Consider the following 24,410-nt stretch of genomic DNA (forward strand, 5'->3'; position numbering starts at 1 on the left):
GCCCCCACACCGTGACCGTCAGCCTGCCGCTCGTCGTCGTCCTCGGCTTCTTCGCCTGGGGTGCGGTCAAGTTCCTCGGCGTCCGCGTCTGGATCGTCGTCCTGATCACCCTGTTCGGCTTCTGGCTCTCGCGCACCTTCCTCGCCCCCGCCATCGAGTCCGGCACGCGCTCCGGCGTGACCGTCATAAACGGCTCACATGCCTAGACGAGTAGATGAGGAGAAGCTCGCCGTGTTCCTGCCCAAGTACCCCGACAGCCCGACCCCGCCGCCCGCGCACACCCACGCCCCGGCCGAGCCGACGCCCGTACGACGCTCGCTCCCGCCGGTCTCGATCAGCGCCGGAGCCGTAGCGGCCGTCCTCGTCGGCGGAGTCGTCCTCACCGCGCTCCTGGCGGCCGTCGCCATCTCCGCCATCTCCGTGGCCATCGCCGCAGTGGTCCTGCGCTCCCTGCTCCGCGAACAACACCGCCGTTGAACGACCCCTGGCCTCCGGGGCGGCGCAACACCACCAAGCGTCCGCCGCCCCGGGGCCTGCCCGCCCTGACCGAACAGCCAGAAGGAGAACGTCATCTTCGCCCGCACCAACCCGCCCCCACTGCCGGAACTCACGAACCTGGCCTCGGACGGAGCACTGCCGGGTATCGTCCGCCAACTCTCCGGCCTCGGCGGCTGCACGCAGCCCATCCGCCTCGACGGCCACCGCGCCGAATACGACGTCGACACCACAACGGGAGAGATCGGCCGAGTCCTCCACCACCTCGACTCGAACGCCCTCCCCGCCGGCCAACTCCTCGTCCGCTGCAACAACCGCCGCACAACTCGCTGCCCTGCCTGCTCCGAGGTCTACCGCCGCGACACCTTCCACCTGATCACCGCCGGACTACGCGGCGGCAAGGGCACCCCGGAACACGTCGCCGCCCACCCCCGCGTCTTCGCCACCTTCACCGCCCCCGGCTTCGGCCCCGTCCATAACCGCCGCACCGACGGCCGCCCCTGCCGCTGCGGCACCCACCACAACGAGGACGACGACGCCCTCGGCACCCCACTCGACACGGACACGTACGACTACGAAGCGGCCGTCCTCTGGAACGCCCACGCCGGGCAGCTTTGGCGGCGCTTCTCCACCTATCTCCGCCGGGAGGTCGCCAAGCGAGCCGGACTCACACAGCGGGCCTTCCGCCAGTACGCCCGCGTCTCCTTCGCCAAGGTCGCCGAGTATCAGAAGCGCGGCGCCGTCCACTTTCACGCGGTCATACGCCTCGACGGCCCCGGAGGCGGCGACACCCCGCCCCCGCCCTGGGCCACGGCCGAGCTGCTCACCGACGCCATCCGCACCGCCACCGCCAAGGTCCGCGTCGACGGCCCGGTCATCGACGACCGCACCCACACCTTCACCTTCGGCCGCCAACTCGACGTACGCACCATCCGATCCGCCGACTTCAACGGCGGCCAGGAGCTGACCGAGCGGGCCGTGGCGGCGTACATCGCCAAGTACGCGACCAAGGGTGCGGAGACGGCGACGGGAGCTCTCGACCGGCCGCTGAAGTTCGCCGCCGAACTCGCCCAGCTCGACATCAGCGACCATGCCCGCCGCCTGATCCGAACCGCCTGGACCCTCGGCGGCCGCAAGAGCCTGGAGCACCTCCGCCTCCGCGCCTGGGCCCACATGCTCGGCTTCCGCGGCCACTTCTCCACCAAGTCCCGCCGCTACTCCACCACCCTCGGCGCCCTCCGTCACGCCCGCGCCGAATGGCGGCGAATGCAGGCGGTCACCAACGGACCCACCCCCGAGACGACGTACGTCCTCGCCCACTGGGCCTTCGCCGGAACCGGCCTCTCCTCCGCCGAAGCCTGGCTTGCTGCATCCCTTCAACCCGCCCCCGGAACAGAAGGAGAACCCGCCCGTGGGTAGGCGACGGCTTTCCCTTACCGACGCAGCCACAGAACCTCGTCCACTGCCCTCGCGCTACCTCACCCCTGAGGACCTGGTCGAGATGTTCGAGCTGCCCAGCGTCGAGACGGTCTACCAGTGGCGACGCAAGCGGACCGGCCCTCGTGGCTTCCGCGTCGGCCGGCATCTCCGCTTCGACCCGGCCGACGTGCTGGCCTGGGTGAACTCCCAGCGTGAGGGAGCGGCTGCCTGATGGCCGGACATATCCAAGACCGCTGGTACAGGACAGAGATCGGGACGGACGGCAAGACGCGCAAGGTGAAGGCCGAGCGCTACGGCTCGGGCATGCGCTACCGGGCCCGCTACGTGGGGCCCGATGGAACCGAGAAGTCGAAGAGCTTCCCGGATCGGCAGAAGCGGCTCGCTGAACAGTGGCTGGCTCATACCGAGGCGGACATGGCTCGGGGGCAGTACATCGACCCGCGCGCGGCCAGAATCACCTTCCAGCAGTACGCGGAGGAGTGGGTCACTAACGCGCCAGACCCGAACACTCAGGCGTCGATGGAGTCACAGCTCCGACTGCACGCCTTCCCGTACCTGGGCACGCGCCCTCTCGGGTCTTTCCAGCCTGCGCACATCCGTGACTGGGTGCGGAAGCTCCAGGAGAACGGTGTGCGTGGCTCGTACGCCCGGACGATCTACTCCAATGTGCGCGCGGCACTGAGTGCGGCCGTGGATGACGGGCACCTTCCCCGGAACCCGTGCGCCGCGCGCTCCGTTCGGCCGCCGACCGTGGACAACAAGCGTGTCGCCCCCTGGACGGCGGAACGCGTCTTCGCCGTCCAGGCCGGCATGCCTGAACGGTTCCGGGCCATGGTCGATCTGGGCGCTGGCTGTGGCTTGCGGCAAGGCGAGATCCTTGGGGTGGCCGTCGACGCGATCGACTTCGAGTCGGAGACGCTCCATGTGGTCCAGCAGCTCAAGCTGAGCCGGAGCAAGGCCGTGTTCGCTCCGCCCAAGGGTGGGAAGCTGCGGGACGTCCCGCTGCCTGGCCCGGTCGCCGATGCTCTCAGGCTGCACATGAAGAGGTTCCCGCCGGTCGAGATCACCTTGCCGTGGAAGGTGGCGGACGGGCCTCCGGTGACCAAGCGGCTGATCTTCACCGGGCCTCGTGGTGGGCACGTCTGGCGTACCTCCCTCAACGAGGAGGTGTGGAAGCGGGCGCTCGCGTCAGCCGGTGTGATCCCTGAGCGGCAGCGGGGCGAGCCGTACGCCGAGTCCCGCGAGAACGGGATGCACGCCCTCCGTCACTTCTACGCCTCGGTGCTCCTGGATGCTGGAGAGAACGTCAAGGCCCTCGCCGAGTACCTCGGCCACTCGGACCCGGGCCTGACACTCCGCGTGTACGCGCACCTCATGCCATCCAGCCAGGAGCGCACACGCAAGGCGGTAGCCACCGTCTTCGACGCCACCAAAACGATGCGACATGGCGACTGAGGGCTCGTACCCTCCGAATCGGAGAGGGGTGGGGAGAGCGATGGCGGACGAGTACTTCTTGCTGGTGTGCGACGACGTGCCTCATGACGTGGTGCTCACCGACCCAGGTGTCCGCGTGATGGACGTCGTCCAGGTCGTGCGTCGGCTGACGGGGCTGAGTCTCTGGCGCAGCAAGATCCTGGCGACACAGGTTCCCGCCGTCGTCCTTACCTGCGTGCCGGAGGAGGACGCGGTGGCAGCCGTCTCAGCCCTCCGCGATGCGGGAGCCCAGGCAGAGACGAGAGAGCAGCAGGAGCCATACTTCTCTAAGCACTGAGCACGGCTCAGCAACGGGCTTACGGCCCAGAGACGGCCCAGGCCCAGCAAACAGCCCCCTACCAGCGGAGAACCCGCAGGTAGGGGGCTTATACGCGCTTGCTTACTTCTTCTTGCCCTGGTTCTTGACCGCCTCGATGGCCGCCGCTGCCGCCTCGGGGTCGAGGTACTTGCCGCCGGGGGTCACCGGGTTGAAGTCGGCGTCGAGTTCGTAGAACAGGGGGATGCCCGTCGGGATGTTCAGGCCCGCGATGTCGGCGTCGGAGATGCCGTCGAGGTGCTTGACCAGGGCGCGGAGGCTGTTGCCGTGGGCCGCGACCAGGACCGTGCGGCCGGCCAGGAGGTCGGGGACGATGCCGTCGTACCAGTAGGGGAGCATCCGGACGACGACGTCCTTCAGGCACTCCGTCTTCGGGCGGAGCTCCGGGGGGATCGTGGCGTAGCGCGGGTCGTCCGACTGGGAGAACTCCGTGCCGTCCTCGAGCGGCGGCGGCGGGGTGTCGTAGGAGCGGCGCCAGAGCATGAACTGCTCCTCGCCGAACTCGGCCAGGGTCTGGGCCTTGTCCTTGCCCTGGAGGGCGCCGTAGTGGCGCTCGTTCAGACGCCAGGAGCGGTGGACCGGGATCCAGTGGCGGTCGGCCGACTCCAGCGCCAGCTGGGCCGTGCGGATCGCGCGCTTCTGGAGCGACGTGTGGACCACGTCGGGCAGGAGGTCGGCGTCCTTCAGGAGCTCGCCACCGCGGACCGCCTCCTTCTCGCCCTTCTCGTTGAGATTGACGTCCACCCAGCCGGTGAACAGGTTCTTCGCGTTCCATTCGCTCTCGCCGTGGCGGAGGAGGATCAGCTTGTACGGTGCGTCGGCCATGAGAAGGAGCGTAATCGAACCGTCTGATCGCTTGCGCCCCCGACCGGTAGGCGGACGGTTGACGGGATCTGTTAATCGAGTGGCCTCCGAGCGGGGCGGGTTTGTAAGTTGTGCGTGCCTTCTTCGCCACTTACATCCGGGGGATTCCGATGTCCGTCGCCACCCTGAGACGTGCCGCCCGCGAGTCCGTCTCCGGGCTCCCCCGAGAGTTCTGGTGGCTGTGGACGAGCACCCTCGTCAACCGGCTCGGCGGCTTCGTCGCCACCTTCATGGCCCTGTACCTCACGCTGGACCGCGGTTACTCCGCCTCCTACGCCGGTCTCGTCGCCGCGCTCCACGGGCTCGGCGGCGTCCTCTCCGCCCTCGGCTCCGGCGTCATGACCGACCGGCTCGGACGGCGGCCCACGCTGCTGATCTCGCAGGTCGGCACCGCCCTGTCCGTCGCCGCCCTCGGATTCGTGCACCACCCGGTGGCCATCGCGGGCGTCGCCTTCCTCGTCGGCATGGCCTCCAACGCCTCCCGCCCGGCGGTCCAGGCGATGATGGCCGACATCGTCCGGCCCGAGGACCGCGTCCGCGCCTTCTCGCTCAACTACTGGGCCATCAACCTCGGCTTCGCCATCTCCTCCATGGCCGCCGGTTTCATCGCCGAGCACAGCTACCTCGCCGGCTTCCTGATCGAGGCCGCCATGACGCTGGCCTGCGCGATCGTCATCTTCCTGAAGCTCCCCGAGTCCCGGCCCGAACGCGACGCCACGGTCAAGGAGGCCGAGGACGTCGGCCTCGGGACCGTCCTGCGCGACGGTCGCTTCATGGGCGTCGTCGGGCTTTCCTTCCTCGTCGCGCTGATCTTCCAGCAGGGCATGGTGGGACTCCCCGTGGCCATGGGCGAGGCGGGCTTCACCCCGGCCGACTACGGCCTGGCGATCGCCGTCAACGGCGTCCTCATCGTCGTCCTGCAGATCCCGGTCACCCGGTTCATCGAGCACCGGGACCCCGGCCGGCTGCTGGTGATCTCGTCCGTCCTCGCGGGCTACGGCTTCGCCCTCACCGCCTTCGCGGGATCCGTCGGCGTGTTCGCCCTCACCGTCTGCGTCTGGACCCTCGCGGAGATCGTCAACGCCCCGACCCAGACCAGCCTCGTCGTCCGCCTCTCCCCCACCCACGGCCGCGGCCGGTACCAGGGCATGTACACGATGTCCTGGGCCGTCGCCTCCCTCGTCGCGCCGCTGCTGTCCGGCTTCGTCATCGACCGGTGGGGCGCGGAGTGGCTGTGGGCGCTGTGCGCGGTGATCGGGACGGTGGCGGGGGCGGGTTACGCGGCGCTCATGCGCAGCCTGCCGACCGACGACCAGACCACCATCGCGGAGGTTCCGGCTCCGGCCCGCCCTGAGACCGCCGCCACCCCCTGACGGCCCCAGAGCCCCCTGGCCGTCTCAGGGATGCATCCGCGCCCCCTTCACCACCTTGTCCACCGCGTTCCGCGGCCCGTACACCGCGATCCCCACCAGGTCCAGGTCCCCCGTGGACACGGCCCTTACGGCGGCCCGGTTGTCCCGGTCGTTGCCGGTGGTGAACAGGTCACCGGTGAAGAGGGCGCGGGGCAGCGCACGGGACAGCACGCGCGCGTGCGCCGCCTTCAGCGTCTCCTTGGAGCCCTCGAAGACCAGCACCGGCTGACGGAACATCGGCAGATACGCCACCCCGTCGGCGTCCTCGTAGGGCTCCCCGACCACCTCGGGAACCTGCGTGCCGAGGCCGCTGACCAGGAACGCGGTCACGTTCAGCCGCTGCCACGGCTCCAGGTCGTCCCGCAGGAGCACGGCGATCTTCGTGTCGAAGCGGATGGGTTCGGCGTGCATGGGTTCAGCGTTCATGCCCTGAGACTGCCGACCGCCGTACGACCCGGTCTTGTACGTTCTTTGCATGGCCGCTCAGCGTGAGGTGACCGCCTGGCGCCCCCGGGTCCCGGGGGTCGTCGAGGTCTTCCACGCGCACTTCACCGAGTACGCCTACCCGATGCACGTCCACGAGGCCTGGACCCTGCTCATCGTCGACGACGGCGCCGTCCGCTACGACCTCGACCGGCACGAGCACGGCACCCCGCTGGACACCGTGACCCTGCTGCCGCCGCACATCCCGCACAACGGCGCCCCCGCCACCCCGCACGGCTTCCGCAAGCGCGTCCTCTACCTGGACTCCACCCGGCTCCCCGACGACCTCATCGGAGCCGCCGTCGACACCCCCGACCTGCGCGATCCTCTGCTCCGGCGCCGCGTCGGACAGCTGCACACCGCCCTCGGCCGCCCCGGCGAGGAACTGGAGGCCGCGAGCCGCCTGACCCTTCTCCAGGAACGGCTGCGGGAGCACTTGCGGGCGCGCCCGGAGAGCGGCGCCCGCACCGACCCCGCCCTCGCCCGCCGGCTGCGCGAGCTGCTGGACGCGCGGGTGGTGGAGGGCGTCGCGCTGGAGGAGGCCGCGCGGCTCCTCGACGCCCATCCCGCGCATCTCGTACGGGCGTTCAGCGGCGCGTACGGCATCGCCCCGCACCAGTACCTCACGTCCCGCCGCGTCGAGCGCGCCCGCGGTCTGCTGCTCACCGGCGCCCGTCCCGCCGAGGCGGCCCTCGACACCGGCTTCTACGACCAGGCCCACCTCACCCGGCACTTCCGCCGCCTGGTGGGGGTGACCCCGGGCCGCTACCGGGCCAGCGCGCGCTGAGCGTCGTACAGATTGCGCGGCCGTACGACGTCCGTCGTGCCGTACAGCTCCAGGCGGCTGTTGAGGTCGCCGGTGAAGTCGGGGACGTCGATCTGGTCGAACTCGCGGACCTCGTTGATGCCGACCGTCGCGCTGAAGGGGGCGAGTCCGTCGATCTTCATCAGGCCCGCGCGGCCGTTGGTGACGCGGATGTTCCAGTGGGTGAAGCGGGCGCCGAAGAGCGGGCCCGCGCTCGCGTCGCCGCCGTGGCGGCCGTCGTTGTGGACCGTGATGTCGGTGCGGACGTTGGCGAAGGGCAGTCCGCGGTGGCTGTCGAAGGTGCCCATCTCCATGAGCCCGCGGGACCAGACGTTGTACGAGGACAGGCCCTCGACGTTGATGCCGTGCAACTGCGCTCCGGACGGGGCGGGTTCCGTGCGCCGTTCGATCGTGAAGTCCTCGACGAGGTTGTCGTGCGAGCCCTCGCGGCAGAAGTACGGGTGGTGCGAGCCGCGGCCGGCCACGCGCGTGTGCCGCAACGTACAGGCGGAGGCGGCGACCAGCCCGAAGCCGTTGTCGACGTGCCGGACGGTCACGTCGTCCACCCAGCAGTCGTACGCGCATTGCAGCGTGACGCCGTTGAAGCCCCTGTCGAGGAGGTGCGGCTGCTGCGGGATATGCGGCGCCTCCAGGGTGAGCCCTTCGACGCCCGCGCCGGTCAGCTCCGCCACGTGCGTGGTCAGTCGCGGGTCCCATTCGGGGCGGACGTCCAGCGGCAGGGGGCGTTCGAGGGTGATCCGGCGGCCCTGTACGCGCGTGACGCGCACCGGCCACTCGTAGGGGACGTACGAGGTCAGCTTGGTCTTGTCGTCCCAGGTGTACGTCTCGGTGCCGGGGCCGCCGCCGCACATGTGCTCCAGCAGGGTGTGGTCGGCGTCGTCGGCGAGGCGGAGGAGGACGAGGGCGCCGGCGCGGAGCCGTGCGGGGTCGGCGACCGTGACGGTCCACGCGCCCTGCCTGGCCGGCTCGACCGTCGTCAGCGTGGACCACTCGTCGCGCTTGTTGCCCGTCCAGCCCTCGAACGGCCACGCCTTGGCGCGGATCGCGGCGGTCAAGGAGTCCAGACGGGCCTGCGGCGCCATCCAGATAAGCCCTCCGGCCCAGGACCAGGAGGACTTGTCGCCGCCGTAGCGGGAGCCGTAGACGCCGATCAGCTCGGTGAGGTGCTTCGTCGCGTACAGCGTCGTACGGCCGCTGCCCGCGCCGCGCAGGACGACGTTCGAGTGGCCCAGGCGGATCACGTCGTCGATGCGGAAGGTGCCGGGCGGGATGAGCACCGTGCCACCGCCGGCCCTTCCGGCGGCGGCGATGGCACGGTTGATCGCGGGGGCGCAGTCCGTCGTGCCGTCGGGGACGGCGCCGTGGGCGGTGACGTCGACCGTGCGCCCCACCCGGGTCCTGGTCCGGCAGCCCGCCCGGCCGATGTACGGGATCTGCGGGTGGCCGAAGGGGTTGCGGGCGAACTCGCGCCACGCCAAGGGCACTTCGGCCGCTTTCGCCGTGCCGGCCGTCACGCCGACGGTCACCGCGGTGGCGCCGATCAGGAGTGCGCGTCTGCTGAGGTTCCCGTGGTTCATGACCGACCACCCCTTGCATTCATGAATATGAACGACGTTCAGGAATGTGCTGGCCGTGAGCATGCCACGACGCCCCTTGGCGGGGAAGGGGGTGTGCGCGAGCTACGGGCGCTCGGTCAGGTGCTTGAACGCGTCCAGGTTCCGGGTCGACTCACCCCGGGCCACGCGCCACTCGTACTCCTTGCGGATGGCGCTCGCGAAGCCCAGCTCCAGCAGGGTGTTGAAGGCGCCGTCGGCGGCCTCCAGGGTCTGGCCGAGCAGGCGGTCCAGTTCCTCCGCGGTGACGGCGGAGTGCGGGAGCTTGGCGGTGACGTAGACGTCGCCGAGCTGGTCGACGGCGTAACTGACGCCGTACAGCTTGAGATTGCGCTCCAGGAGCCAGCGGTGGACGCCGGACTCGTTCTCGTCGGGGTGGCGAATGACGAAGGCGTTCAGCGAGAGGGAGTGGCGGCCGAGCCGGAGGGAGACCGTCGTCGACAGCTTGCGCGTGCCGGGGAGCTTCACGACGTAGGTCCCGGAGTCGGGACTCTCCCACTCCAGTTCGGCGTCCCGGAGGAAGTCCTCTACGGCCTGCTGCGCGTCACCCATGGTGGGAGCGTACGTGACGGCGATGGGCCTGGGCCGCCGCCAGGTAGACGTCCGCCGTGGCGGCGGCCGCCGTGTCCCAGCCGAAGGACAGGGCGTGCCGGGCCGCGGCGGCGCCCATCCTCGGGGACAGCTCCGGGTTGTCGGCGAAATCGCGCAGCACGCGCGCGTAGGCGGCCGGTTGATGCCCTTGTACGAGGAAACCGGTCCGCCCGTCGCGCACGGCCACCGGAAGCCCGCCGACCGCCGCCGCGAGCACCGGCGTGCCCGCCGCCTGGGCCTCTATGGCGACCAGGCCGAAGGACTCGCTGTAGGACGGCATGACGAGGACCGAGGCGGCCCGGAACCAGTCCGCGAGCTGGTCCTGGCCGACGGGCGGGCGGAACCGTACGACGTCGGCGATGCCCAGGCGGGCCGCCAGCTTCTGCAGGCCCTCGGGCTTGGCGAGGCCGCTGCCGCTGGGGCCGCCGACCACGGGGACGAGGATGCGGGAGCGCAGCTCGGGGCGTTCGTCGAGGAGGACGGCGACCGCGCGGAGCAGGACGTCCGGCGCCTTCAGGGGCTGGATGCGGCCCGCGAAGAGCGGGATCAGGGCGTCCTGGGGCAGGCCGAGGCGGGCCCGGGCGGCGGCGCGGCCGTCGGCGGGCGAGAAGCGCTCCAGGTTGACGCCGGGGTGGACGACGGCGACCTTGGCGGGGTCGGCGCTGTAGTGGCGTACGAGCTCGTCGGACTCCTCCGCCGTGTTGGCGATGAGGCGGTCGGCGGCGGAGACGATCTGGGTCTCGCCGATGACGCGGGCGGCGGGCTCCGGGGTGTCGCCCGCGGCGAGGTTGGCGTTCTTCACCTTGGCCATGGTGTGCATGGCGTGCACCAGGGGGGTGCCCCAGCGCTGGGCGGCGAGCCAGCCGACGTGACCGGAGAGCCAGTAGTGCGAGTGCACGAGGTCGTAGTAGCCGGGGCGGTGTCCGGCCCAGGCCTGCATCACGCCGTGGGTGAAGGCGCAGAGCTGGGCGGGGAGTTCCTCCTTGGCGAGGCCCTCGTAGGGGCCGGCGTCGACATGGCGGACGGTGACGCCCGGGGCCATCTCGACGGTGGGCGGGACCGCGGCGGTGGTGGCCCGCGTGAAGATCTCGACCTCGATGTTGATCGCGGCGAGGCGCTGCGCGAGCTCCACGATGTAGACGTTCATGCCGCCGGCGTCGCCGGTGCCGGGCTGGTGGAGCGGTGAGGTGTGCACGGAGAGCATCGCGACACGGCGGGGGCGCCGGTGCAGCCGCAGCCGCGGCGCGGCCGCCGGAGACCGCCGCCCGAGCCTGCTGACGTAATGGCTCACGTGGCGTTCCTCCTAGCTGCGGGCATGCCTGGGGGAGGACGTGCGGGGCCCTCCAGAGGGGTGCAACACCGGAGTCCCCCACTCCATTTCCAACGACCGCTTCTTTGCCGAATCATTACCCCCACTCGCTCAACCGTTCGAGGCCGGGGTGCGTACGAGGAGCAGGGCCGAGCACAGGGGGCCGGCCGCATACCCTCGTACACATGACAGCCCGCGCCGCCTCCCGCCCCGTAGGGACGGTGACGCGCGGGACGACCAATCCCAATCGGCTGCGCCGTATGGACCGCTGGATCGCCGCGACGCACGGGGGTGAGCTGCGGCGGGCCGGGGAGGCCGTGGCCGTAGATCTTGGGTACGGGGCCGCCCCCTGGACGGCCGTGGAGCTGCTCGGGCGGCTGCGTACCGTCGCGCCCCGCACGCGCGTCGTGGGCGTGGAGATCGAACCGGCCCGGGTCGAGGCGGCACGGCCGTACGAGCGCGAGGGGCTCGTCTTCCGGCACGGCGGGTTCGAGGTCCCGGTACCCCAGCGGCCGATGCTGATCCGGGCCGCCAACGTGCTGCGGCAGTACGACGAGGCCGAGGTGGCCGCCGTGTGGGAGCGGCTGTGCGCACGGCTCGCGCCCCGCGGACTGCTCGTGGAAGGGACCTGTGACGAGATCGGACGGCGGCACGTGTGGGTCGCGCTGGGGCCCGAGGGGCCGCGCACGGTGACCTTCGCGACCCGGCTCGGCTCCCTGGAGCGCCCCTCGGACCTCGCCGAGCGGCTGCCCAAGGCGCTCATCCACCGCAACGTCCCCGGCGAACCCGTGCACGCCTTCCTGCGGGACTTCGACCGCGCCTGGGCCGCCGCCGCGCCCTACGCCTCCTACGGCGCCCGTCAGCGCTGGATCCGCGCGGTGCGCGACCTCACGGCCGACTGGCCCGTGACGGACGCTCCGGTGCGCTGGCGGCAGGGCGAAGTGACGGTGGCCTGGGGAGCGTTGGCCCCGGCCGGCTGACCCCCGCTACCGCACTGACCTGCGGGGAACGATCTCCGTGAGTCGTTCGTCACATAGGCGGGGAGATCGTCATGCGGGGGCGCGAAAGGGGGGAAGCAGCAGAATGCGCGACCTCTGTCGTTTTACGGCCGGACATGGCACGATCCCCCGGACGGCCGTAAGTTACTGACGGTAAATCAGGTTGGGGGAAGAGGTATGGGTACGGCCAGGAGCGGCCTGATCACCGCTGCCGTCACCGTGGTCTGCGCGGTGACCCTGCTGGCGGGGCCGGGCATCGCGTTCGCGAGTCCGACCCCCACACCCACCCCGAGCGCGACCTCGACTCCCGTGACCAACAAGGACCTTGAGGCCGTACGCAAGAAGCTGGACCGGCTCTATCACGACGCGGCCGTCGCCACCGACGCGTACAACTCCGCCGAGGAGAAGGCCGAGGAGCAGTCCGCCGAGATCGTGGCGCTGGCCAAGAAGATCGTCAAGGGCAAGAAGAAGCTGGACGACCTCAAGGAGCGCGCCGGCGCCGCTGCCGCCGCCCAGTACCGCAGCGGCGGACTGCCCGACGAGGCCCATCTGGTGCTCAGCGACGACCCGCAGGAGTTTCTCGACGGCGCGGGCCGGGTCATCCAGGGCGAGCGCGCCACCAAGGGGCTGCTCGCCAAACTGACCCGCACCCAGGAGGACTTGGAGCAGTACGCCAAGGACGCCTCCGCCCACTGGAAGAAGCTGGAGGCGGGGCGCAAGGCGAAGGCCAAGGCCAAGGCGAAGATCAAGAAGCAGATCGCGGCCGCCGAGAAGCTGGAGTCGGAGCTGGAGGCGGAGGAGAAGGAGCGCCTCGCCGAACTGGAGCGCCAGGCCGCGCACGAGGCGCAGACGGCCTGGCTGGACTCCGGGATACTCGACGAGATCGACGGCAGGGCGACCGCCCAGGGCAAGAAGGCCGTGGCCTATGTCACCGCCCAGTTGGGCAAGCCGTACGAATGGGGCGCCGAGGGACCGGACACCTTCGACTGCTCCGGACTCACCTCACAGGCGTGGGCGGCGGCCGGGCAGCCGATTCCGCGCACCTCCCAGGAGCAGTGGAAGCAGCTGAGAAGCGTCGACGTCAAGGACATGCGTCCCGGCGACCTCATCATCTACAACGACGACGCCAGCCATGTCGCCATGTACGTCGGCGACGGCGCGATCGTCCACGCCCCGCGCCCCGGGCGGACGGTGACCATCGCGGGGGCCGGTTCCATGCCGATCCTGGCGGTCGTACGGCCGGACGCCTGAGACCGGCGTCACGGCCAACGGCCCCGGGTGACCGGGGCCACGTGACGCAGTCCACGCCGAACGGCCCCCCAAACCCCGGGCGGACGTGACGTTCGTCATCCCCGCGGCCCCGTCGGCCTGCCCAACTGCGGTACGGAACGCGGCATATGACAGTGGCCAGCCGCCGAACGGCGTGGCCTGCACCATTCCTTTGCGGTGCCCACTACCGCTATGGTCCCCGTCGGTGGGTCGAGGTCCCTCGTCCCCGCCATGCCCTCGGGGGGAGGGAAGGAACCCAAGACGATGCCCGTACCCGTACCGCGGCAGAGAGCGATCCCGGCCGTGGAGAGTGGTCAGGCGCAGGTGGCGCCCGCAACCGGCGTCACCTCCAAGGAAAGCCCGCACACCAACCTGACGCTGCTGCTGATCCAGGACGATCCCGGCGGCTCCACCGTCCTGCCCGAACTGCTCGACTGGGAGGGCAGGCCGATCCGCGTCCGCAGCGCGCGCAACCTCACCGAGGCCGAGCGCCTGCTCACCGACGACGTCCACTGCATCCTGCTGGACCTGGCGCTGCCCGCGCCGGGCCGCGGCGACGACAGCGACGAGCTCGCCGTGCTCAAGCACGTGCTGGAGCTCGCGCCCCGGCACGCCGTCCTCGCCCTCACCGCCTCCGGCGACGCCGAGGGCGGCGCCGACGCGGTCCGGGCGGGCGCCCAGGACTACCTCCTCCGGGACGAGCTGGACGGCCGGCTGCTGAGCCGCGCGATCCGTTACGCGGTCGAGCGGAAACGTTCCGACTCCGCCGAGCGCAGGCTCGCCGAGGGCCGGGTACGGGCGCAGGAGAACCGCCGCCTGGAGCGCGGCCTGCTGCCGACGCCCCTGCTGGACGGCTCCCCGCTGCGCTTCGCCGCGCGCTACCGGCCGGGGCGCTCCCGTGCCCTGCTCGGCGGTGACTTCTACGACGTCGTACGGACCTCCGACGGCACCGTGCACGCCATGATCGGTGACGTCTGCGGGCACGGCCCCGACGAGGCCGCGCTCGGTGTCGAGCTGCGGATCGCCTGGCGGGCGCTGACCCTGGCCGGGATGTGCGGGGACGAGCTGCTGGGCACGCTGCAGCAGGTGCTGGAGCACGAGCGGGCGGACGACGAGATCTTCGCGACGCTGTGCACGGTGGACATCGCGCCGGACGGCCGGCGGGCGGGGCTGTGCCTCGCCGGGCATCCGGCGCCGCTGCTGGCCCGTCCCGGGCGGCCGGCGCGGCTTCTGCCGTACGACAAGAACGGGCCCGCGCTCGGGCTGCTGCCCGGGGCCCGGTGGCCTCGGATGCAGGTGGAGCTGGGCGCCGAGTGGAGCCTGATGCTCTACACCGACGGCCTGATCGAGGGACGGATCGGTGAGGGGCGCGAGCGGCTGGGCCAGGACGGCATGGTGTCCATGGTCCGGCGGCAGATAGCGGAGGGGCTGCGCGGGGAGGCGCTGCTGAGCGCGGCCGTCAACGAGGTCCGGGATCTCAACGGGGGCGAGCTGACGGACGACGTGGCCGTGTTGCTGCTGGACCGGGTGGGCTGAGCGGCGCCCCTCACGGGGCGCTCGGCCGCCGCAGGTGAAGAACTACCGTCCGCCGTTCCAGGGGCCGTACGGGCCGTCGCTGCTGGAGCCCCTGCGGGTGTTGCGGCCGCCGCCCGGGAGGCTGCGGATCGCGGGGCGTACGTCCACCATGTACACGATCGTCGCGATCAGGCCGATGATCGGCAGGAACGACAGGATCGGGAAGAGCAGGTTCACCACGAAGGCGATGCCCAGGATGATCAGCCAGAACGGCTTGGTCTTCTTGTCGGCCGCGCGGTAGGCGTCCTCCCTGCGCGTGGCGGCGTCGATCAGCGCGAAGCCGCTGAAAATGATCAGGGCCATGCTCAGCAGCCACATGAAGTTTGCGAAGCCCTGCATCAGCACAACGTCCACCACCCGACTCGGCTCGTCCCTACGCGGTCACCGTACCCGTAGAACGGGCCGGACACCCCAGAGGTGCCCGGCCTGTCCATGGACCGTCGCCGCTTACTTCGCCGGCGGCGTCGACTTCTTGGCGGTCGTCTTGCGCGGCGCCGTCTTCTTGGCGGTGGGCTTCTTCTCCGGAGCGGCCGTCGCGGCGGGCTTGTCGTCGGCGGCCGTGGCAGCCGCGGACTTGGCCTCGGCGGGCTTGGCCGCCTCCTTGACCTCGACGGGCTCCGGGTTCGGCTCCACGGCGACGGCGATGTCCTCGATCCCCTCGGCCGCCTCGCCACGCCAGGTCCGCACGGCCTGCTCGCCGTGCTCGGCGACCTTCTCGTAGGTCTCGCGGGCCTTGACCGCGTACTCGGCGGCCATGCCGACCCCGCGCAGCGCGAAGTCCTGGGCGCTCTCGCCGAACTTCTTCAGGTCGGCGTCGAGGGTGGTGCCGAGCTTCTTCAGGTCACCGTCGAGGGTGTTGATGAACTCGCTGACCCGGGTCTGGAGGGTCTCCTGCGTCTCCTTGACGCGGGCGCCGGCCTCCTTGGCACGGGCGGCGGCCTTCTCCTGGACGGCCTTCGGGTCGGTGTTGCGTACGGCGTCGATCCGGGCCGGGGCCTCGGTGCGCAGCTGCTCGACCAGGCCCGGGACCTTCTTGGCCTGCTGGAAGGCGAGGTCGGCGGTGCCGGCGGCGAAGTAGAGGGGGGTCGGGTCGCTGAGGGTCTTGCGGAGGTCGTCGGTGATGGCCATGGTGATGGTCCTCCCGGGTCGCTGGCAGATGAGGGTGTGTTGTGGGTGCGTTCCCGCAGGCCCGGTGCGACGACGGCCGGTTGCCGGGCTCAGCCGGCCGACCGCCGCGGCTCCTGCGGGTGCGGTGGGTCGTGCGGGTCTTCCGTGTCCTTCATATCGGCTGTGCCGGCCGCGTCGGCGTCATTGCCGTAGCCGCCGGAGTCCGTGTCCGCGCCGGAGTCCGTGTCCGCGCCGGTGTTCGCGTCCGTGCCGGTGAGCGTCGCCGCTTCCTCGGCCGCCGCGGTCCCGAAGCCGTTCTCCTTGCGGAAGGACTCGTAGATCTGGAGCAGCACCTGCTTCTGCTGCTCGCTCAGCGTGGGGTCGGCGAGTATGACGGCGCGCGTCTCCACCTCGTCCCGATCCCGCTCGGCGTCCAGGATCCCGGCCCGCACGTACAGCGTCTCGGCGGAGATCCGCAGCGCCTTGGCGACCTGCTGCAGCACCTCCGCGCTCGGCTTGCGCAGCCCGCGCTCGATCTGGCTCAGATACGGGTTGGACACCCCGGCGGCATCGGCCAGCTGCCGCAGCGAGAGCTGGGCGTTACGCCGCTGCTCGCGCAGGTACTCGCCGAGATTGCCGACGTTGAGCGTTGCCATGCCCCCACCTTGCCCCACTCCCGCTAACTATTGCAAGCAGCCGCTTGCAAAAGTGTGCCATGTCATGTCCCGGCGTCAGGTCCGGTCGCTCCGGCGGGTGTTCAGCGCAGGGTGAGGCGGGTCTCCGCGTCGATGTGGGTGAGCTTCTCGGGGTTGCGGACGTAGTAGATGCCGGTGATGCGGTCGTCCTCGAAGCGGATGGCCATGATGCCGTCGGTGACGCCGTCCACGCGGAGGGCGAAGGCCGGGTGGCCGTTGATCAGGGTGGGCTCGTAGGCGATCGTGACCTGGGCCTTTCCGATGCCGCCCAGGACGTAACGGCCGACCTTGTCGGCACCCACGATCGGGCGTACGGCCGCCTGCTTGAGGCCGCCGCCGTCGCTCATGAGGACGACCTCGGGGGCGAGGATGTCGAGAAGGCCCTGGAGGTCGCCGGTCTCCAGGGTGCGCCGGAAGGAGTCGAGGGCGGCGCGGGTCCGGCTCGCGGAGACGGCCTCGCGGGGGCGGCGGGCCTCGACGTGCCGACGGGCTCGATGGGCGATCTGGCGTACGGCGGCGGGGGTCTTGCCGAGCGCGGTGGCGATCTCGTCGTAGCCGACGTCGAAGACCTCGCGGAGGACGAAGACGGCGCGTTCCGTCGGCGCGAGGGTCTCCAGGACGAGCATGAGCGCCATCGAGACGCTCTCGGCGAGTTCGACGTCCTCGGCGACGTCCGGCGAGGTGAGCAGCGGCTCGGGCAGCCACGGGCCGACGTACGCCTCCTTGCGGCGCTTCATGCTGCGCAGCCGGTTGAGGGACTGGCGGGTGGTGATCCGCACGAGGTAGGCGCGATGGTCACGCACCTGCTCCAGATCCAGGTCGACCCAGCGCATCCAGGTCTCCTGCAGCACGTCCTCCGCGTCGGCCGCCGAGCCGAGCATCTCGTAGGCGACGGTGAAGAGCAGATTCCGGTGCGCGACGAACACCTCGGTCGCCGCGTCGGTGACGTGATCACTCATACCCGCACTCTTCCCTGTCGGCGCCCGCGCTGGCCGAGGCATTCGGCGACCTCGAGACACCGCCCACCGGAGATCTGTGACAACACGTGACCTGGATCACTCCGAGGGGGAGAGGGGAGGCATGCCCGCGGAGCACAGGAACCCGTTCCGAAGGCCGCGTCGCCACCCGGCTCCCATCGAGGGGAACCGTCAGAGGCTCTCCTCCGCCTCCTCCCGCCGCGCCCTGTTCGCCTCGCGCATCACCGCCCACGCGTCCGCCACCGGGCCGAGATGCGTCAGCTTCTCGGGGTTGATCACCGAGCGGATCGTCTGGACGCGGCCCTCAGCGATGTCCAGGGCCATGATGTTGACGACCTTGCCGTCCCGGTCCCGGAAGAGGACGCCCGGTTGGCCGTTGATGTCCCGGGGTTCGGCCGTCACGCCGATCCGGACGAAGGGGTGGACCAGCGCGGCCAGCAGCCGGGACACGTTCTCGGCGCCCGAGATCGCCCGCGCCCACTGCGGAGCCTTGCCGCCGCCGTCGCCGACCATCTGCACGTCCCCGGCCAGCAGCTCGCGCAGACCGTCGACGTCCCCCTCCCGGAACGCGTCGAAGAACCGCTCCGCCAGCTCCTCCCGCTCCTTGCGGTCCGCCTCGAAACGGGGCCGCCCCGCGTCCATGTGCCGCCGCGCCCGTACCGCCAGCTGACGGCACGCCGCCTCCGAGCGGTCCACCGCCGACGCGATCTCCGGGAAGCCGAACCCGAACACCTCCCGCAGCACGAACACCGCCCGCTCCAGCGGCGACAGCCGCTCCAGCAGCACCAGCGCCGCCATCGACAGGGAGTCCGCCAGCTCCGCCGAGCGCTCCGGGTCCTCATAGGGGTCGTTCAGCAGGGGCTCGGGGAACCAGGGGCCGACGTACGCCTCCCTGCGCACCCGCGCCGAACGCAGCACGTCGATGGAGATCCGGGTGACCACAGCCGACAGGTACGCCTTCGTCGACGCGGGCCGGGTCGCCACCGCCTCCCAGCGCAGCCAGGCCTCCTGCACGGCGTCCTCCGCCTCGCTGACGCTGCCCAGGATCCGGTAGGCGATGGCGAACAGCAGCGGCCGCAGCTCCTCGAACTCCTCAGTACGACTCACACCGACCACCCCGACCACCCCGACCAGCCGGTCGCTCCAGCCACCCCGGCCACCCCGGCTACCCCGGCTACCGAGCACGCCCGGATCATCCCGACCACGTCGGCCACCGAGCCCGCCCGAACCACCCCGACCACCGAGCACGCCCGAACCATCCCCACCACGCCGGCCACCAAGCCCGCCCGAACCACCCCGACCACGCCAGCCACAGGGACCGCCCGAACCACCCCGGTCACCCCGGTCACCCCGGTCACGCCGACCACCCCTCCCATCCGCCTCACGCCAGCCCCTCCCTGAACCCCTCCCGCCAGGAGGGATACCGCGGCTTCCAGCCCAGTTCCCGTTTCGCCCTGGCGTTGGAGAAGCCGCGGCCCTCGGTCATCATCACCACCGCGACCTCGCCCGCCAGCAGCCGCGCCAGCCACACCGGCACCCGCATCGGCGGCTTCGCGCCCGCGCACGCGGCCAGGTGCGGAAGCCACTCGGCCGCCGGGGCCGGTTCGTCATCGACGATCGAGTACAGCCCGGTCGCCCGCTGCTCGACCGCCAGCACGGTCGCGCACGCCGCGTCGGACAGATGGATCCAGGAGCAGTACCCGCTCCCCCGCCCGACCAGCGGGAACTGCCGCTTCCGTACGAGCGCCACCTGGTCGTCGGTCGCGCCGGCGCCGTAGAACGCGCCGTACCGCAGCGCCGCGCCGCCCGCCTTCGTGACCGCCTCCTCCAGGTGCCGTACCGCCGCCATGACCGGCTCGGCCGGGGTGCCGGTCAGCGGGTCCGTCGGATCGTCCTCGGTCTTGACCCAGCCGCCCTCGCGGATGCCGTTCCACGCGCCGTAGCTCTGCGCGACGACATGCGGCACACCGGTCGCCTCCGCGGCGGCCAGCAGATGGTCCGTACCCTCGGTGCGCAGCCGGTTGGTGGCGGCGAACCAGCGGTCCATGTGCTTGATGTCGGGCTTCCCGGCGATCGCGGTCATCTCGTGCACGATCGCGTCGGGGCGGGCCGAGGCCACCGCCTCACCGACCGACATCGCGTCCAGACCGTCCATCACGACCGCCCGCGCGCCGAGCCGCTCCAGCACGCCCAGCTTGCCCGCGCCGGTCGTGGTCGCGGTCACCTCGTGCCCACGGGCCACCAGCTGCGGCACCAGATGCCGCCCCAGCATCCCGGTCCCGCCTGCCACGAACACCCGCATGACTCTCACCTTCCCTGTCCCGGGAACCGCCTCTCACCCATGGGACGAATCAGCCCGCCCGCCTGTGACACGCCCCGCCGAAGGCTGCCCGCACGGCCCCGCGCCGCCCGTCACGCGAGTCCCGCGTACCCACAAAAAAGTGGGTACTTGGCACCGCTCACCCCAGCCGCGAGGCTGGACGCAGGTGGTCGGAAGCCGCCAGCCGCTCCAGGCGGCGGTGGCCCCAGTCGGAGAGGGGACCGAGGAGTTCGGAGAGTTCACGGCCGAAGCCGGTCAGCGAGTAGACCGTCTTCAGCGGGAGGACGTCATGCACCTCGCGGTGCACCAGACCGTCCTCCTCCATCTCGCGCAACGCCTGCGTCAGCACCTTCTCGCTGAGCCCCGGCAGCCTGCGGCGCAGTTCGCCGGGCCGGAGCGGGCCGGATTCCAGCATCCACAGCACGCTCGTCTTCCACTTGCCGTCGATCACCGCGATCGCTGCGGTCACTCCACAGACGTTCGGATCCTGAGCACGGCCGCGCGTCATCCTCGCCCCTTTTGTTCACGTCAATTCAGAAAACACTGCTTACGGGAGTTGAAGAAGCATGTCCTCGTACGACGACCAGTCTGCCGTCACCGTCCTCGGCCTCGGCCCGATGGGCCGCGCGCTGGCCGGTGCCTTCCTGGACGCGGGCGTACGGACCACGGTGTGGAACCGCACCCCCGGCCGCGACGCCGACCTGGTCGCCCGCGGCGCGACCGGCGCCGGCACGGCGGCGGAGGCGGTCGCCGCGAGCCCGCTGACCGTGGTGTGCGTGGTGAACTACGACGCCTCCGACGCGATCCTGCGCCAGGACGACGTCACCGACGCCCTCAAGGGCCGTACGGTCGTCAACCTCACCGCCGACATCCCGGACCGCGCACGCGACACGGCCGCCTGGGCCGGCGAGCACGGCATCGCCTATCTGGACGGCGCGATCATGACCCCGACGCCGAGCATCGGGACGCCGGACGCGGTGTTCATCCTCAGCGGCCCGAAGGACCTCCACGACCAGCACCACCCCGTTCTGTCCGCGTTGGGCGGCACTCACACCCACCTCGGTACGGACATCGGCCGGGCCGCCGCGTACGACGTCGCCCTGCTGGACATCTTCTGGACGGCGATGGCGGGCTACGCGCACGCCCTCGCGGTGGCCCGCGCCGAGGGCGTCACCGCCCGGGAGCTGGCCCCCTTCGCGCAGGGCATCGGCGCGATCCTGCCGCCCCTGTTCGAGGAATTCGCCGTGGACATCGACGAGGGCACCTACTCCGGCGAGCTGAACCCGATCACCTCCGCCGTCTCCACCATGTCCCACATCGTCCACGCGTCCGAGGCCCACGGCATCGACGCGAGCCTGATGCGCGTCGTCGAGGGCCTCTCCCGCCGGGTCGTCGCCGCCGGTCACGGCAGCGACGGCTTCATGCGCGTCAGCCAGCTCCTGACCCGCCAGGCCCACTGATCCACCTCTCCAGTTCGGCGAAGTCCGCGTCGGTCAGCCCCGCCCGGTGATCGACGCGGTGGAGCAGGGCGGGTCCGGGGTACCGGCTCGCGACCCAGGCGCGGTCGGCGGCCCCGATCTCGTCGTCCACCCAGACGAAGGGCCGCCCGGCCGCCCGGGAGAGCAGCGGCAGGGTCTTCCAGTGCAGCCCCGGCGGAACGTCCGCGTCCTCCGGGCAGTCCAGCAGCGGCAGCCGGGGGAGCCCCAGCCAGGGCGCCAGGCAGGTGTTCGCGTCGTCCATCCAGGTCGTCGCCCACACGAGTTCGCAGCCGAGCCCCGCCAGGCGCGGCCCGAGCGCCGGGTCGACGCGGGCCAGGAGGGGGTGGAGGGCGGCGGACTCGGCCACGGGACCGTCGTACTCGGGGTACGGCCCCGGGCCGCCGAAGGGCAGCAGCGTTCCGTCGACATCGAGGAAGAGCAGCATCGCCTCCAGGATCCCCGAAACGCCGGGCCCTCAGAACGGCAACCCCCGCGTGTGGACCACGTCGAGCCGGGACACCGCGCGGGTCAGGGCGACGTACAGGCGGTGCGGGCCGCGCTCCTCGGCGGCGGCGATCGCGGCCGGCTCCACGACGATCACGTGGTCGTACTCCAGGCCCTTGACCGCGGAGGCCTCGATCAGCGTCACCCGGGAGGTCAGCACCCCGGCCGCCGTCAGGGGCTCCCGCAGCCACGGCACATCGGCGTCCGCCGCGATGACCCCGATGGCCCCCTCGTGCGCCAGGGCCTCTCCTACGGCGGTGGCGACCGCCTCGGGGAGGCCGGCCGCACCCGCCTCGCGCACCGTCAGTTCGCCGTCCCGGCGCAGGGAACGGGCCGCCGGGACGTCCACGTCGAGGCGGGACAGCAGCCGGTTCGCCAGCTCCGCGACCGCCGCGGGCATGCGGAAGCCGGTGGCCAACGGGACCAGGGCCGCGTCCGGCTTGCCCAGATGCCCGAGCAACGCGCCCCAGGACCTGGCCGCCCAGGGCGTCGTGCCCTGCGCCAGATCCCCCAGCACCGTGAGCGAGCCGAAGGGCGCGCGGCGCGCGATCGCCCGGCACTCCATGGGCGACAGATCCTGCGCCTCGTCGACGACCACATGGCCGTACCCCTGGGGATGCTCGACGAGCCCGGCCAACTCGTCGAGGAGGACCAGGTCGGCCGGTGACCAGCGCGCCGACTTCCAGGACCGCGGCGGCCGCGGCCACAGCAGCGCCTTCTGTTCGTCGGCGTCGAGCAGCCCGTCGGCCGCGGCGGCCAGCGCCTCCGGCCGCGTGAGGAGTTCCGCGAGCACCTCCTCGGGACGCGCCTTCGGCCATACGGCGTCGACGTACGGCCCCACGCCCTTCGCCCCCGCCATCCGGCGCACCCAGAGATTCGGCCGGGGCCCGCTGCGGCGCTCCGCCTGCTGCCGCAGCGCCTCCACCGCCCGGGTCCGCACCCGCTCCCGGCCCACGCCGTACGGCAGGTCCTCGGCCCGTACCTCCCGGACGATCCGCGCGAGTTCGTCCTCGCGGACCCGCCATCGGTAGAAGCCGTCCGGCACCGCCAGCGCCCCGGCCCCCTCCTCGGCCACCCGCGCGTACAGCGCCCGGCGCAGCACCTCGGCCATCCGGGCGTCGTGCTTGAGGACGGCCGCCCGCTCCTCGTCGGCACCGGTGACCGGCACACGGGCGATCTCCTCCAGGAGGGTCGACTGACGTACGCCCGTCTCGCCGAGCGCCGGGAGCACTTCGGAGATGTAGGCGAGGAAGGTGCGGTTGGGGCCGAGGATCAGCAGGCCGGAGCGTTGGAGGCGCTGGGGGTGGGTGTAGAGGAGGTAGGCCGCCCGGTGCAGGCCCACCGCTGTCTTGCCGGTGCCGGGGGCGCCCTGCACACAGACCGAGACGGCGAGGTCGGCGCGGACGAGATCGTCCTGCTCGGGCTGGATCGTGGCGGCGATGTCCCGCATCGGCCCGACGCGCGGCCGCTCGATCTCGCGCGTGACGATCTCGCTGACCTGCGACTCCCCGCGCTCCAGATGCTCGTCCTCCAGGCCGGTGAGGTCCGCGGAGTCGCCCCGGGTGCCCGGCGCCCAGCCGAACCGCCGCCGTACGGCCACGTCCTGCGGATCGCGGGCGCTCGCCTGGTAGAAGGCGCGGGCGACGGGCGCGCGCCAGTCGACGACGAGCGGCGGGGCGGAGGGGTGCTCGGTGATCCGCAGCCGGCCCACGTGGTAGCTCTGCCCGAGGTGCGGACCGCCGCCGAAGTCCAACCGGCCGAAGAACAGCGGCCCTTCGGGCAGTTCGCGCATCGCCTTCGCCTTGCTGCGCAGCTGGTACCCGAGCACTTCGGCGTCGGCCCCGGACGCGGAGACGTCCTCACCCACGACGACCTGCTCATCGGCCCCGGCGACCATCGCGTCGAGGGCGGCGCGGCAGCGGTCGTGGTGGGCTCGCTCGGTGCGGAGGGCATGGCGGAGGGCGTGGTCGGCGGCACTCATTCCACCGAGCGTACGCGAAAATTCGTAACCGAGTTAAATTTTTTACCGAGTCAGATACGGCAGTCCCGCCGCCAGCAGCCGGAACGCCCGCTCAGCCGCCGCCACGGCGTCCTCGCGAACATCCCGCACCCGCTCCCCACCGGAGATCCGCCGCCAGTTCTCCATGGCGAGGACCCGCTGCACCGCGCAGATCTGCCCCGCGGCCAGCCGGGCGTCCAGATCGCCGCCCAGCGCCTCGGCGAGCGCGGCCTCGGACCGCTGCTGGTGGATGTGGGCTCGGGCGACGAGGGAGGGAGTCCCGTACAGCAGCCGATGAAAGGCGAGCACCTGAGGATGATCATTGAGCCCGGTGACGGGATCACACCGCTCGAGCCCCTCCAGGAAGTGCCGCCGCAGCGCGTCGAGAGGCGCGCCCTCCGCCTCTCCGACCACCCGCGCGGCCTCGTCCTCGTGATCGGAGATCCGGTACAGGACGAGGTCCTCCTTGGCCGGGAAGTACCGGAAGAGGGTCGGCTTGGAGATCTCCGCGGCGGCGGCGACCTCCGCGACGGACACGGCGTCGAACCCCTTCTCCAGAAAGAGCCGAATCGCCACCTCCGACACGGCCTCGTACATCCGCCGCTTCTTCCGCTCCCGCAGGCCGGTCTCACTCATGGGTCGAGC

27 protein-coding genes are annotated in these 24,410 nt (G+C 71.5%); 12 read left to right on the forward strand and 15 right to left on the reverse strand.

Annotated elements, in window-relative coordinates:
* Positions 1–11 precede the first annotated feature (11 nt).
* The 6 genes from AC068Z_RS15080 (at position 12) to AC068Z_RS15105 (ending at position 3,706) form a co-directional block, all read left to right on the forward strand.
* Complete coding sequence (locus tag AC068Z_RS15080; RefSeq protein WP_478555154.1) at positions 12–206, forward strand: hypothetical protein; 195 nt, start codon at positions 12–14, stop codon at positions 204–206.
* 25 nt (positions 207–231) lie between these two features.
* The gene (locus tag AC068Z_RS15085) at positions 232–477 is read left to right on the forward strand and encodes a SpdD protein (RefSeq protein ID WP_478555385.1); all 246 of its coding nucleotides are present in this window, start codon (positions 232–234) and stop codon (positions 475–477) included.
* A 120-nt stretch (positions 478–597) separates the two neighbouring features.
* Complete coding sequence (locus tag AC068Z_RS15090) at positions 598–1,914, forward strand: replication initiator (protein WP_478555387.1); 1,317 nt, start codon at positions 598–600, stop codon at positions 1,912–1,914.
* A complete protein-coding gene (locus AC068Z_RS15095; RefSeq protein WP_478555156.1) occupies positions 1,907–2,146 on the forward strand; it encodes a helix-turn-helix transcriptional regulator in 240 nt (79 codons plus the stop codon). The genes AC068Z_RS15090 and AC068Z_RS15095 overlap by 8 nt, the downstream gene beginning before the upstream one ends.
* Positions 2,146–3,390, forward strand: coding sequence for a tyrosine-type recombinase/integrase (locus AC068Z_RS15100; RefSeq protein WP_478555157.1), 1,245 nt, complete (start codon positions 2,146–2,148; stop codon positions 3,388–3,390). Before AC068Z_RS15095 ends, AC068Z_RS15100 begins: the two co-directional genes overlap by 1 nt.
* Before the next feature lie 40 nt (positions 3,391–3,430).
* The gene (locus tag AC068Z_RS15105) at positions 3,431–3,706 is read left to right on the forward strand and encodes a ribosomal protein L7/L12 (protein ID WP_478555159.1); all 276 of its coding nucleotides are present in this window, start codon (positions 3,431–3,433) and stop codon (positions 3,704–3,706) included.
* A gap of 102 nt (positions 3,707–3,808) precedes the next feature.
* Here the strand turns inward: AC068Z_RS15105 and AC068Z_RS15110 are convergent, their stop codons facing one another.
* Positions 3,809–4,570, reverse strand: coding sequence for a phosphoglyceromutase (locus AC068Z_RS15110; RefSeq protein ID WP_478555161.1), 762 nt, complete (start codon positions 4,568–4,570; stop codon positions 3,809–3,811).
* Between the two features lie 149 nt (positions 4,571–4,719).
* Between AC068Z_RS15110 and AC068Z_RS15115 the strand changes: the two genes are divergently transcribed.
* Complete coding sequence (locus tag AC068Z_RS15115; protein ID WP_478555163.1) at positions 4,720–5,982, forward strand: MDR family MFS transporter; 1,263 nt, start codon at positions 4,720–4,722, stop codon at positions 5,980–5,982.
* Positions 5,983–6,006: 24 nt separating this feature from the next.
* Here the strand turns inward: AC068Z_RS15115 and AC068Z_RS15120 are convergent, their stop codons facing one another.
* Complete coding sequence (locus AC068Z_RS15120; RefSeq protein WP_478555165.1) at positions 6,007–6,447, reverse strand: DUF2000 family protein; 441 nt, start codon at positions 6,445–6,447, stop codon at positions 6,007–6,009.
* A gap of 49 nt (positions 6,448–6,496) precedes the next feature.
* Here AC068Z_RS15120 and AC068Z_RS15125 point away from each other — a divergent pair, with 49 nt between their 5' ends.
* On the forward strand, positions 6,497–7,291 hold the full coding sequence (locus AC068Z_RS15125; RefSeq protein WP_478555167.1) for a helix-turn-helix transcriptional regulator: 795 nt from the start codon (positions 6,497–6,499) through the stop codon (positions 7,289–7,291).
* On the opposite strand, the gene AC068Z_RS15130 is transcribed toward AC068Z_RS15125, so the two are convergent.
* The 3 genes from AC068Z_RS15130 to mshA form a co-directional block, all read right to left on the reverse strand.
* Complete coding sequence (locus tag AC068Z_RS15130; RefSeq protein WP_478555169.1) at positions 7,270–8,907, reverse strand: glycosyl hydrolase family 28-related protein; 1,638 nt, start codon at positions 8,905–8,907, stop codon at positions 7,270–7,272. The genes AC068Z_RS15125 and AC068Z_RS15130 overlap by 22 nt on opposite strands.
* A gap of 102 nt (positions 8,908–9,009) precedes the next feature.
* Entirely contained in the window at positions 9,010–9,495 is a 486-nt protein-coding gene (locus AC068Z_RS15135) for a type III secretion system chaperone family protein (protein ID WP_478555171.1), read from the reverse strand.
* Entirely contained in the window at positions 9,488–10,825 is a 1,338-nt protein-coding gene (gene mshA / locus AC068Z_RS15140) for a D-inositol-3-phosphate glycosyltransferase (RefSeq protein ID WP_478555173.1), read from the reverse strand. The genes AC068Z_RS15135 and mshA overlap by 8 nt, the downstream gene beginning before the upstream one ends.
* A gap of 203 nt (positions 10,826–11,028) precedes the next feature.
* On the opposite strand from mshA, the gene AC068Z_RS15145 reads away from it, so the two are divergent.
* The 3 genes from AC068Z_RS15145 (at position 11,029) to AC068Z_RS15155 (ending at position 14,646) form a co-directional block, all read left to right on the forward strand.
* Positions 11,029–11,823, forward strand: a complete 795-nt coding sequence (locus AC068Z_RS15145) for a class I SAM-dependent methyltransferase (protein ID WP_478555175.1) — start codon at positions 11,029–11,031, stop codon at positions 11,821–11,823.
* Between the two features lie 195 nt (positions 11,824–12,018).
* The gene (locus tag AC068Z_RS15150; RefSeq protein ID WP_478555177.1) at positions 12,019–13,092 is read left to right on the forward strand and encodes a C40 family peptidase; all 1,074 of its coding nucleotides are present in this window, start codon (positions 12,019–12,021) and stop codon (positions 13,090–13,092) included.
* 282 nt (positions 13,093–13,374) lie between these two features.
* Positions 13,375–14,646 (forward strand): PP2C family protein-serine/threonine phosphatase, encoded by a 1,272-nt coding sequence (locus tag AC068Z_RS15155; RefSeq protein WP_478555179.1) that lies wholly within the window; start codon positions 13,375–13,377, stop codon positions 14,644–14,646.
* 42 nt (positions 14,647–14,688) lie between these two features.
* Here AC068Z_RS15155 and AC068Z_RS15160 read toward each other — a convergent pair whose 3' ends face one another.
* From AC068Z_RS15160 to AC068Z_RS15190, 7 genes are all read right to left on the reverse strand, one after another.
* Positions 14,689–15,024, reverse strand: coding sequence for a DUF2516 family protein (locus AC068Z_RS15160; RefSeq protein ID WP_451718906.1), 336 nt, complete (start codon positions 15,022–15,024; stop codon positions 14,689–14,691).
* A 108-nt stretch (positions 15,025–15,132) separates the two neighbouring features.
* Positions 15,133–15,813, reverse strand: a complete 681-nt coding sequence (locus tag AC068Z_RS15165; RefSeq protein ID WP_478555181.1) for a hypothetical protein — start codon at positions 15,811–15,813, stop codon at positions 15,133–15,135.
* 89 nt (positions 15,814–15,902) lie between these two features.
* A complete protein-coding gene (locus AC068Z_RS15170) occupies positions 15,903–16,448 on the reverse strand; it encodes a helix-turn-helix domain-containing protein (protein WP_478555183.1) in 546 nt (181 codons plus the stop codon).
* 101 nt (positions 16,449–16,549) lie between these two features.
* Positions 16,550–17,446 (reverse strand): RNA polymerase sigma-70 factor, encoded by an 897-nt coding sequence (locus tag AC068Z_RS15175; protein ID WP_478555185.1) that lies wholly within the window; start codon positions 17,444–17,446, stop codon positions 16,550–16,552.
* Between the two features lie 189 nt (positions 17,447–17,635).
* Positions 17,636–18,571: an RNA polymerase sigma-70 factor gene (locus tag AC068Z_RS15180; protein WP_478555187.1), complete on the reverse strand. Its 936-nt coding sequence runs from the start codon at positions 18,569–18,571 to the stop codon at positions 17,636–17,638.
* Positions 18,572–18,845: 274 nt separating this feature from the next.
* Entirely contained in the window at positions 18,846–19,766 is a 921-nt protein-coding gene (locus AC068Z_RS15185; protein WP_478555188.1) for an NAD-dependent epimerase/dehydratase family protein, read from the reverse strand.
* 157 nt (positions 19,767–19,923) lie between these two features.
* A complete protein-coding gene (locus tag AC068Z_RS15190; RefSeq protein ID WP_478555190.1) occupies positions 19,924–20,292 on the reverse strand; it encodes a winged helix-turn-helix transcriptional regulator in 369 nt (122 codons plus the stop codon).
* Positions 20,293–20,350: 58 nt separating this feature from the next.
* On the opposite strand from AC068Z_RS15190, the gene AC068Z_RS15195 reads away from it, so the two are divergent.
* Entirely contained in the window at positions 20,351–21,244 is an 894-nt protein-coding gene (locus tag AC068Z_RS15195) for an NAD(P)-dependent oxidoreductase (RefSeq protein ID WP_478555192.1), read from the forward strand.
* Here the strand turns inward: AC068Z_RS15195 and AC068Z_RS15200 are convergent.
* From AC068Z_RS15200 to AC068Z_RS15210, 3 genes are read right to left on the reverse strand one after another with little or no spacing between them, the layout of a single operon-like run.
* A complete protein-coding gene (locus tag AC068Z_RS15200) occupies positions 21,213–21,707 on the reverse strand; it encodes an HAD domain-containing protein (RefSeq protein ID WP_478555194.1) in 495 nt (164 codons plus the stop codon). The two genes, AC068Z_RS15195 and AC068Z_RS15200, sit on opposite strands and share 32 nt — an antisense overlap.
* A 30-nt stretch (positions 21,708–21,737) precedes the next feature.
* Positions 21,738–23,747 carry a HelD family protein gene (locus tag AC068Z_RS15205; RefSeq protein ID WP_478555196.1) on the reverse strand — a complete coding sequence of 670 codons (2,010 nt, stop codon included), beginning with the start codon at positions 23,745–23,747 and terminating at the stop codon, positions 21,738–21,740.
* Positions 23,748–23,789: 42 nt separating this feature from the next.
* A complete protein-coding gene (locus AC068Z_RS15210) occupies positions 23,790–24,401 on the reverse strand; it encodes a TetR family transcriptional regulator (RefSeq protein ID WP_478555198.1) in 612 nt (203 codons plus the stop codon).
* Positions 24,402–24,410 lie beyond the last annotated feature (9 nt).

It is taken from the genome of Streptomyces sp. NPDC043726 (assembly GCF_056436565.1).

Excerpts from the sequence above, each read along its gene's own strand:
- AC068Z_RS15210 (WP_478555198.1), bottom strand. The coding sequence starts at position 24,401 with ATGAGTGAGACCGGCCTGCGGGAGCGGAAGAAGCGGCGGATGTACGAG.
- AC068Z_RS15185 (WP_478555188.1), bottom strand. The coding sequence starts at position 19,766 with ATGCGGGTGTTCGTGGCAGGCGGGACCGGGATGCTGGGGCGGCATCTG.
- AC068Z_RS15205 (WP_478555196.1), bottom strand. The coding sequence starts at position 23,747 with ATGAGTGCCGCCGACCACGCCCTCCGCCATGCCCTCCGCACCGAGCGA.
- AC068Z_RS15135 (WP_478555171.1), bottom strand. The coding sequence starts at position 9,495 with ATGGGTGACGCGCAGCAGGCCGTAGAGGACTTCCTCCGGGACGCCGAA.
- AC068Z_RS15150 (WP_478555177.1), top strand. The coding sequence starts at position 12,019 with ATGGGTACGGCCAGGAGCGGCCTGATCACCGCTGCCGTCACCGTGGTC.
- AC068Z_RS15160 (WP_451718906.1), bottom strand. The coding sequence starts at position 15,024 with ATGCAGGGCTTCGCAAACTTCATGTGGCTGCTGAGCATGGCCCTGATC.
- AC068Z_RS15200 (WP_478555194.1), bottom strand. The coding sequence starts at position 21,707 with ATGCTGCTCTTCCTCGATGTCGACGGAACGCTGCTGCCCTTCGGCGGC.
- AC068Z_RS15115 (WP_478555163.1), top strand. The coding sequence starts at position 4,720 with ATGTCCGTCGCCACCCTGAGACGTGCCGCCCGCGAGTCCGTCTCCGGG.
- AC068Z_RS15195 (WP_478555192.1), top strand. The coding sequence starts at position 20,351 with ATGTCCTCGTACGACGACCAGTCTGCCGTCACCGTCCTCGGCCTCGGC.
- AC068Z_RS15175 (WP_478555185.1), bottom strand. The coding sequence starts at position 17,446 with ATGAGTGATCACGTCACCGACGCGGCGACCGAGGTGTTCGTCGCGCAC.
- AC068Z_RS15145 (WP_478555175.1), top strand. The coding sequence starts at position 11,029 with ATGACAGCCCGCGCCGCCTCCCGCCCCGTAGGGACGGTGACGCGCGGG.
- AC068Z_RS15190 (WP_478555190.1), bottom strand. The coding sequence starts at position 20,292 with ATGACGCGCGGCCGTGCTCAGGATCCGAACGTCTGTGGAGTGACCGCA.
- AC068Z_RS15125 (WP_478555167.1), top strand. The coding sequence starts at position 6,497 with ATGGCCGCTCAGCGTGAGGTGACCGCCTGGCGCCCCCGGGTCCCGGGG.
- AC068Z_RS15130 (WP_478555169.1), bottom strand. The coding sequence starts at position 8,907 with ATGAACCACGGGAACCTCAGCAGACGCGCACTCCTGATCGGCGCCACC.
- AC068Z_RS15110 (WP_478555161.1), bottom strand. The coding sequence starts at position 4,570 with ATGGCCGACGCACCGTACAAGCTGATCCTCCTCCGCCACGGCGAGAGC.
- AC068Z_RS15100 (WP_478555157.1), top strand. The coding sequence starts at position 2,146 with ATGGCCGGACATATCCAAGACCGCTGGTACAGGACAGAGATCGGGACG.
- AC068Z_RS15155 (WP_478555179.1), top strand. The coding sequence starts at position 13,375 with ATGCCCGTACCCGTACCGCGGCAGAGAGCGATCCCGGCCGTGGAGAGT.
- AC068Z_RS15105 (WP_478555159.1), top strand. The coding sequence starts at position 3,431 with ATGGCGGACGAGTACTTCTTGCTGGTGTGCGACGACGTGCCTCATGAC.
- AC068Z_RS15170 (WP_478555183.1), bottom strand. The coding sequence starts at position 16,448 with ATGGCAACGCTCAACGTCGGCAATCTCGGCGAGTACCTGCGCGAGCAG.
- AC068Z_RS15120 (WP_478555165.1), bottom strand. The coding sequence starts at position 6,447 with ATGAACGCTGAACCCATGCACGCCGAACCCATCCGCTTCGACACGAAG.
- AC068Z_RS15165 (WP_478555181.1), bottom strand. The coding sequence starts at position 15,813 with ATGGCCATCACCGACGACCTCCGCAAGACCCTCAGCGACCCGACCCCC.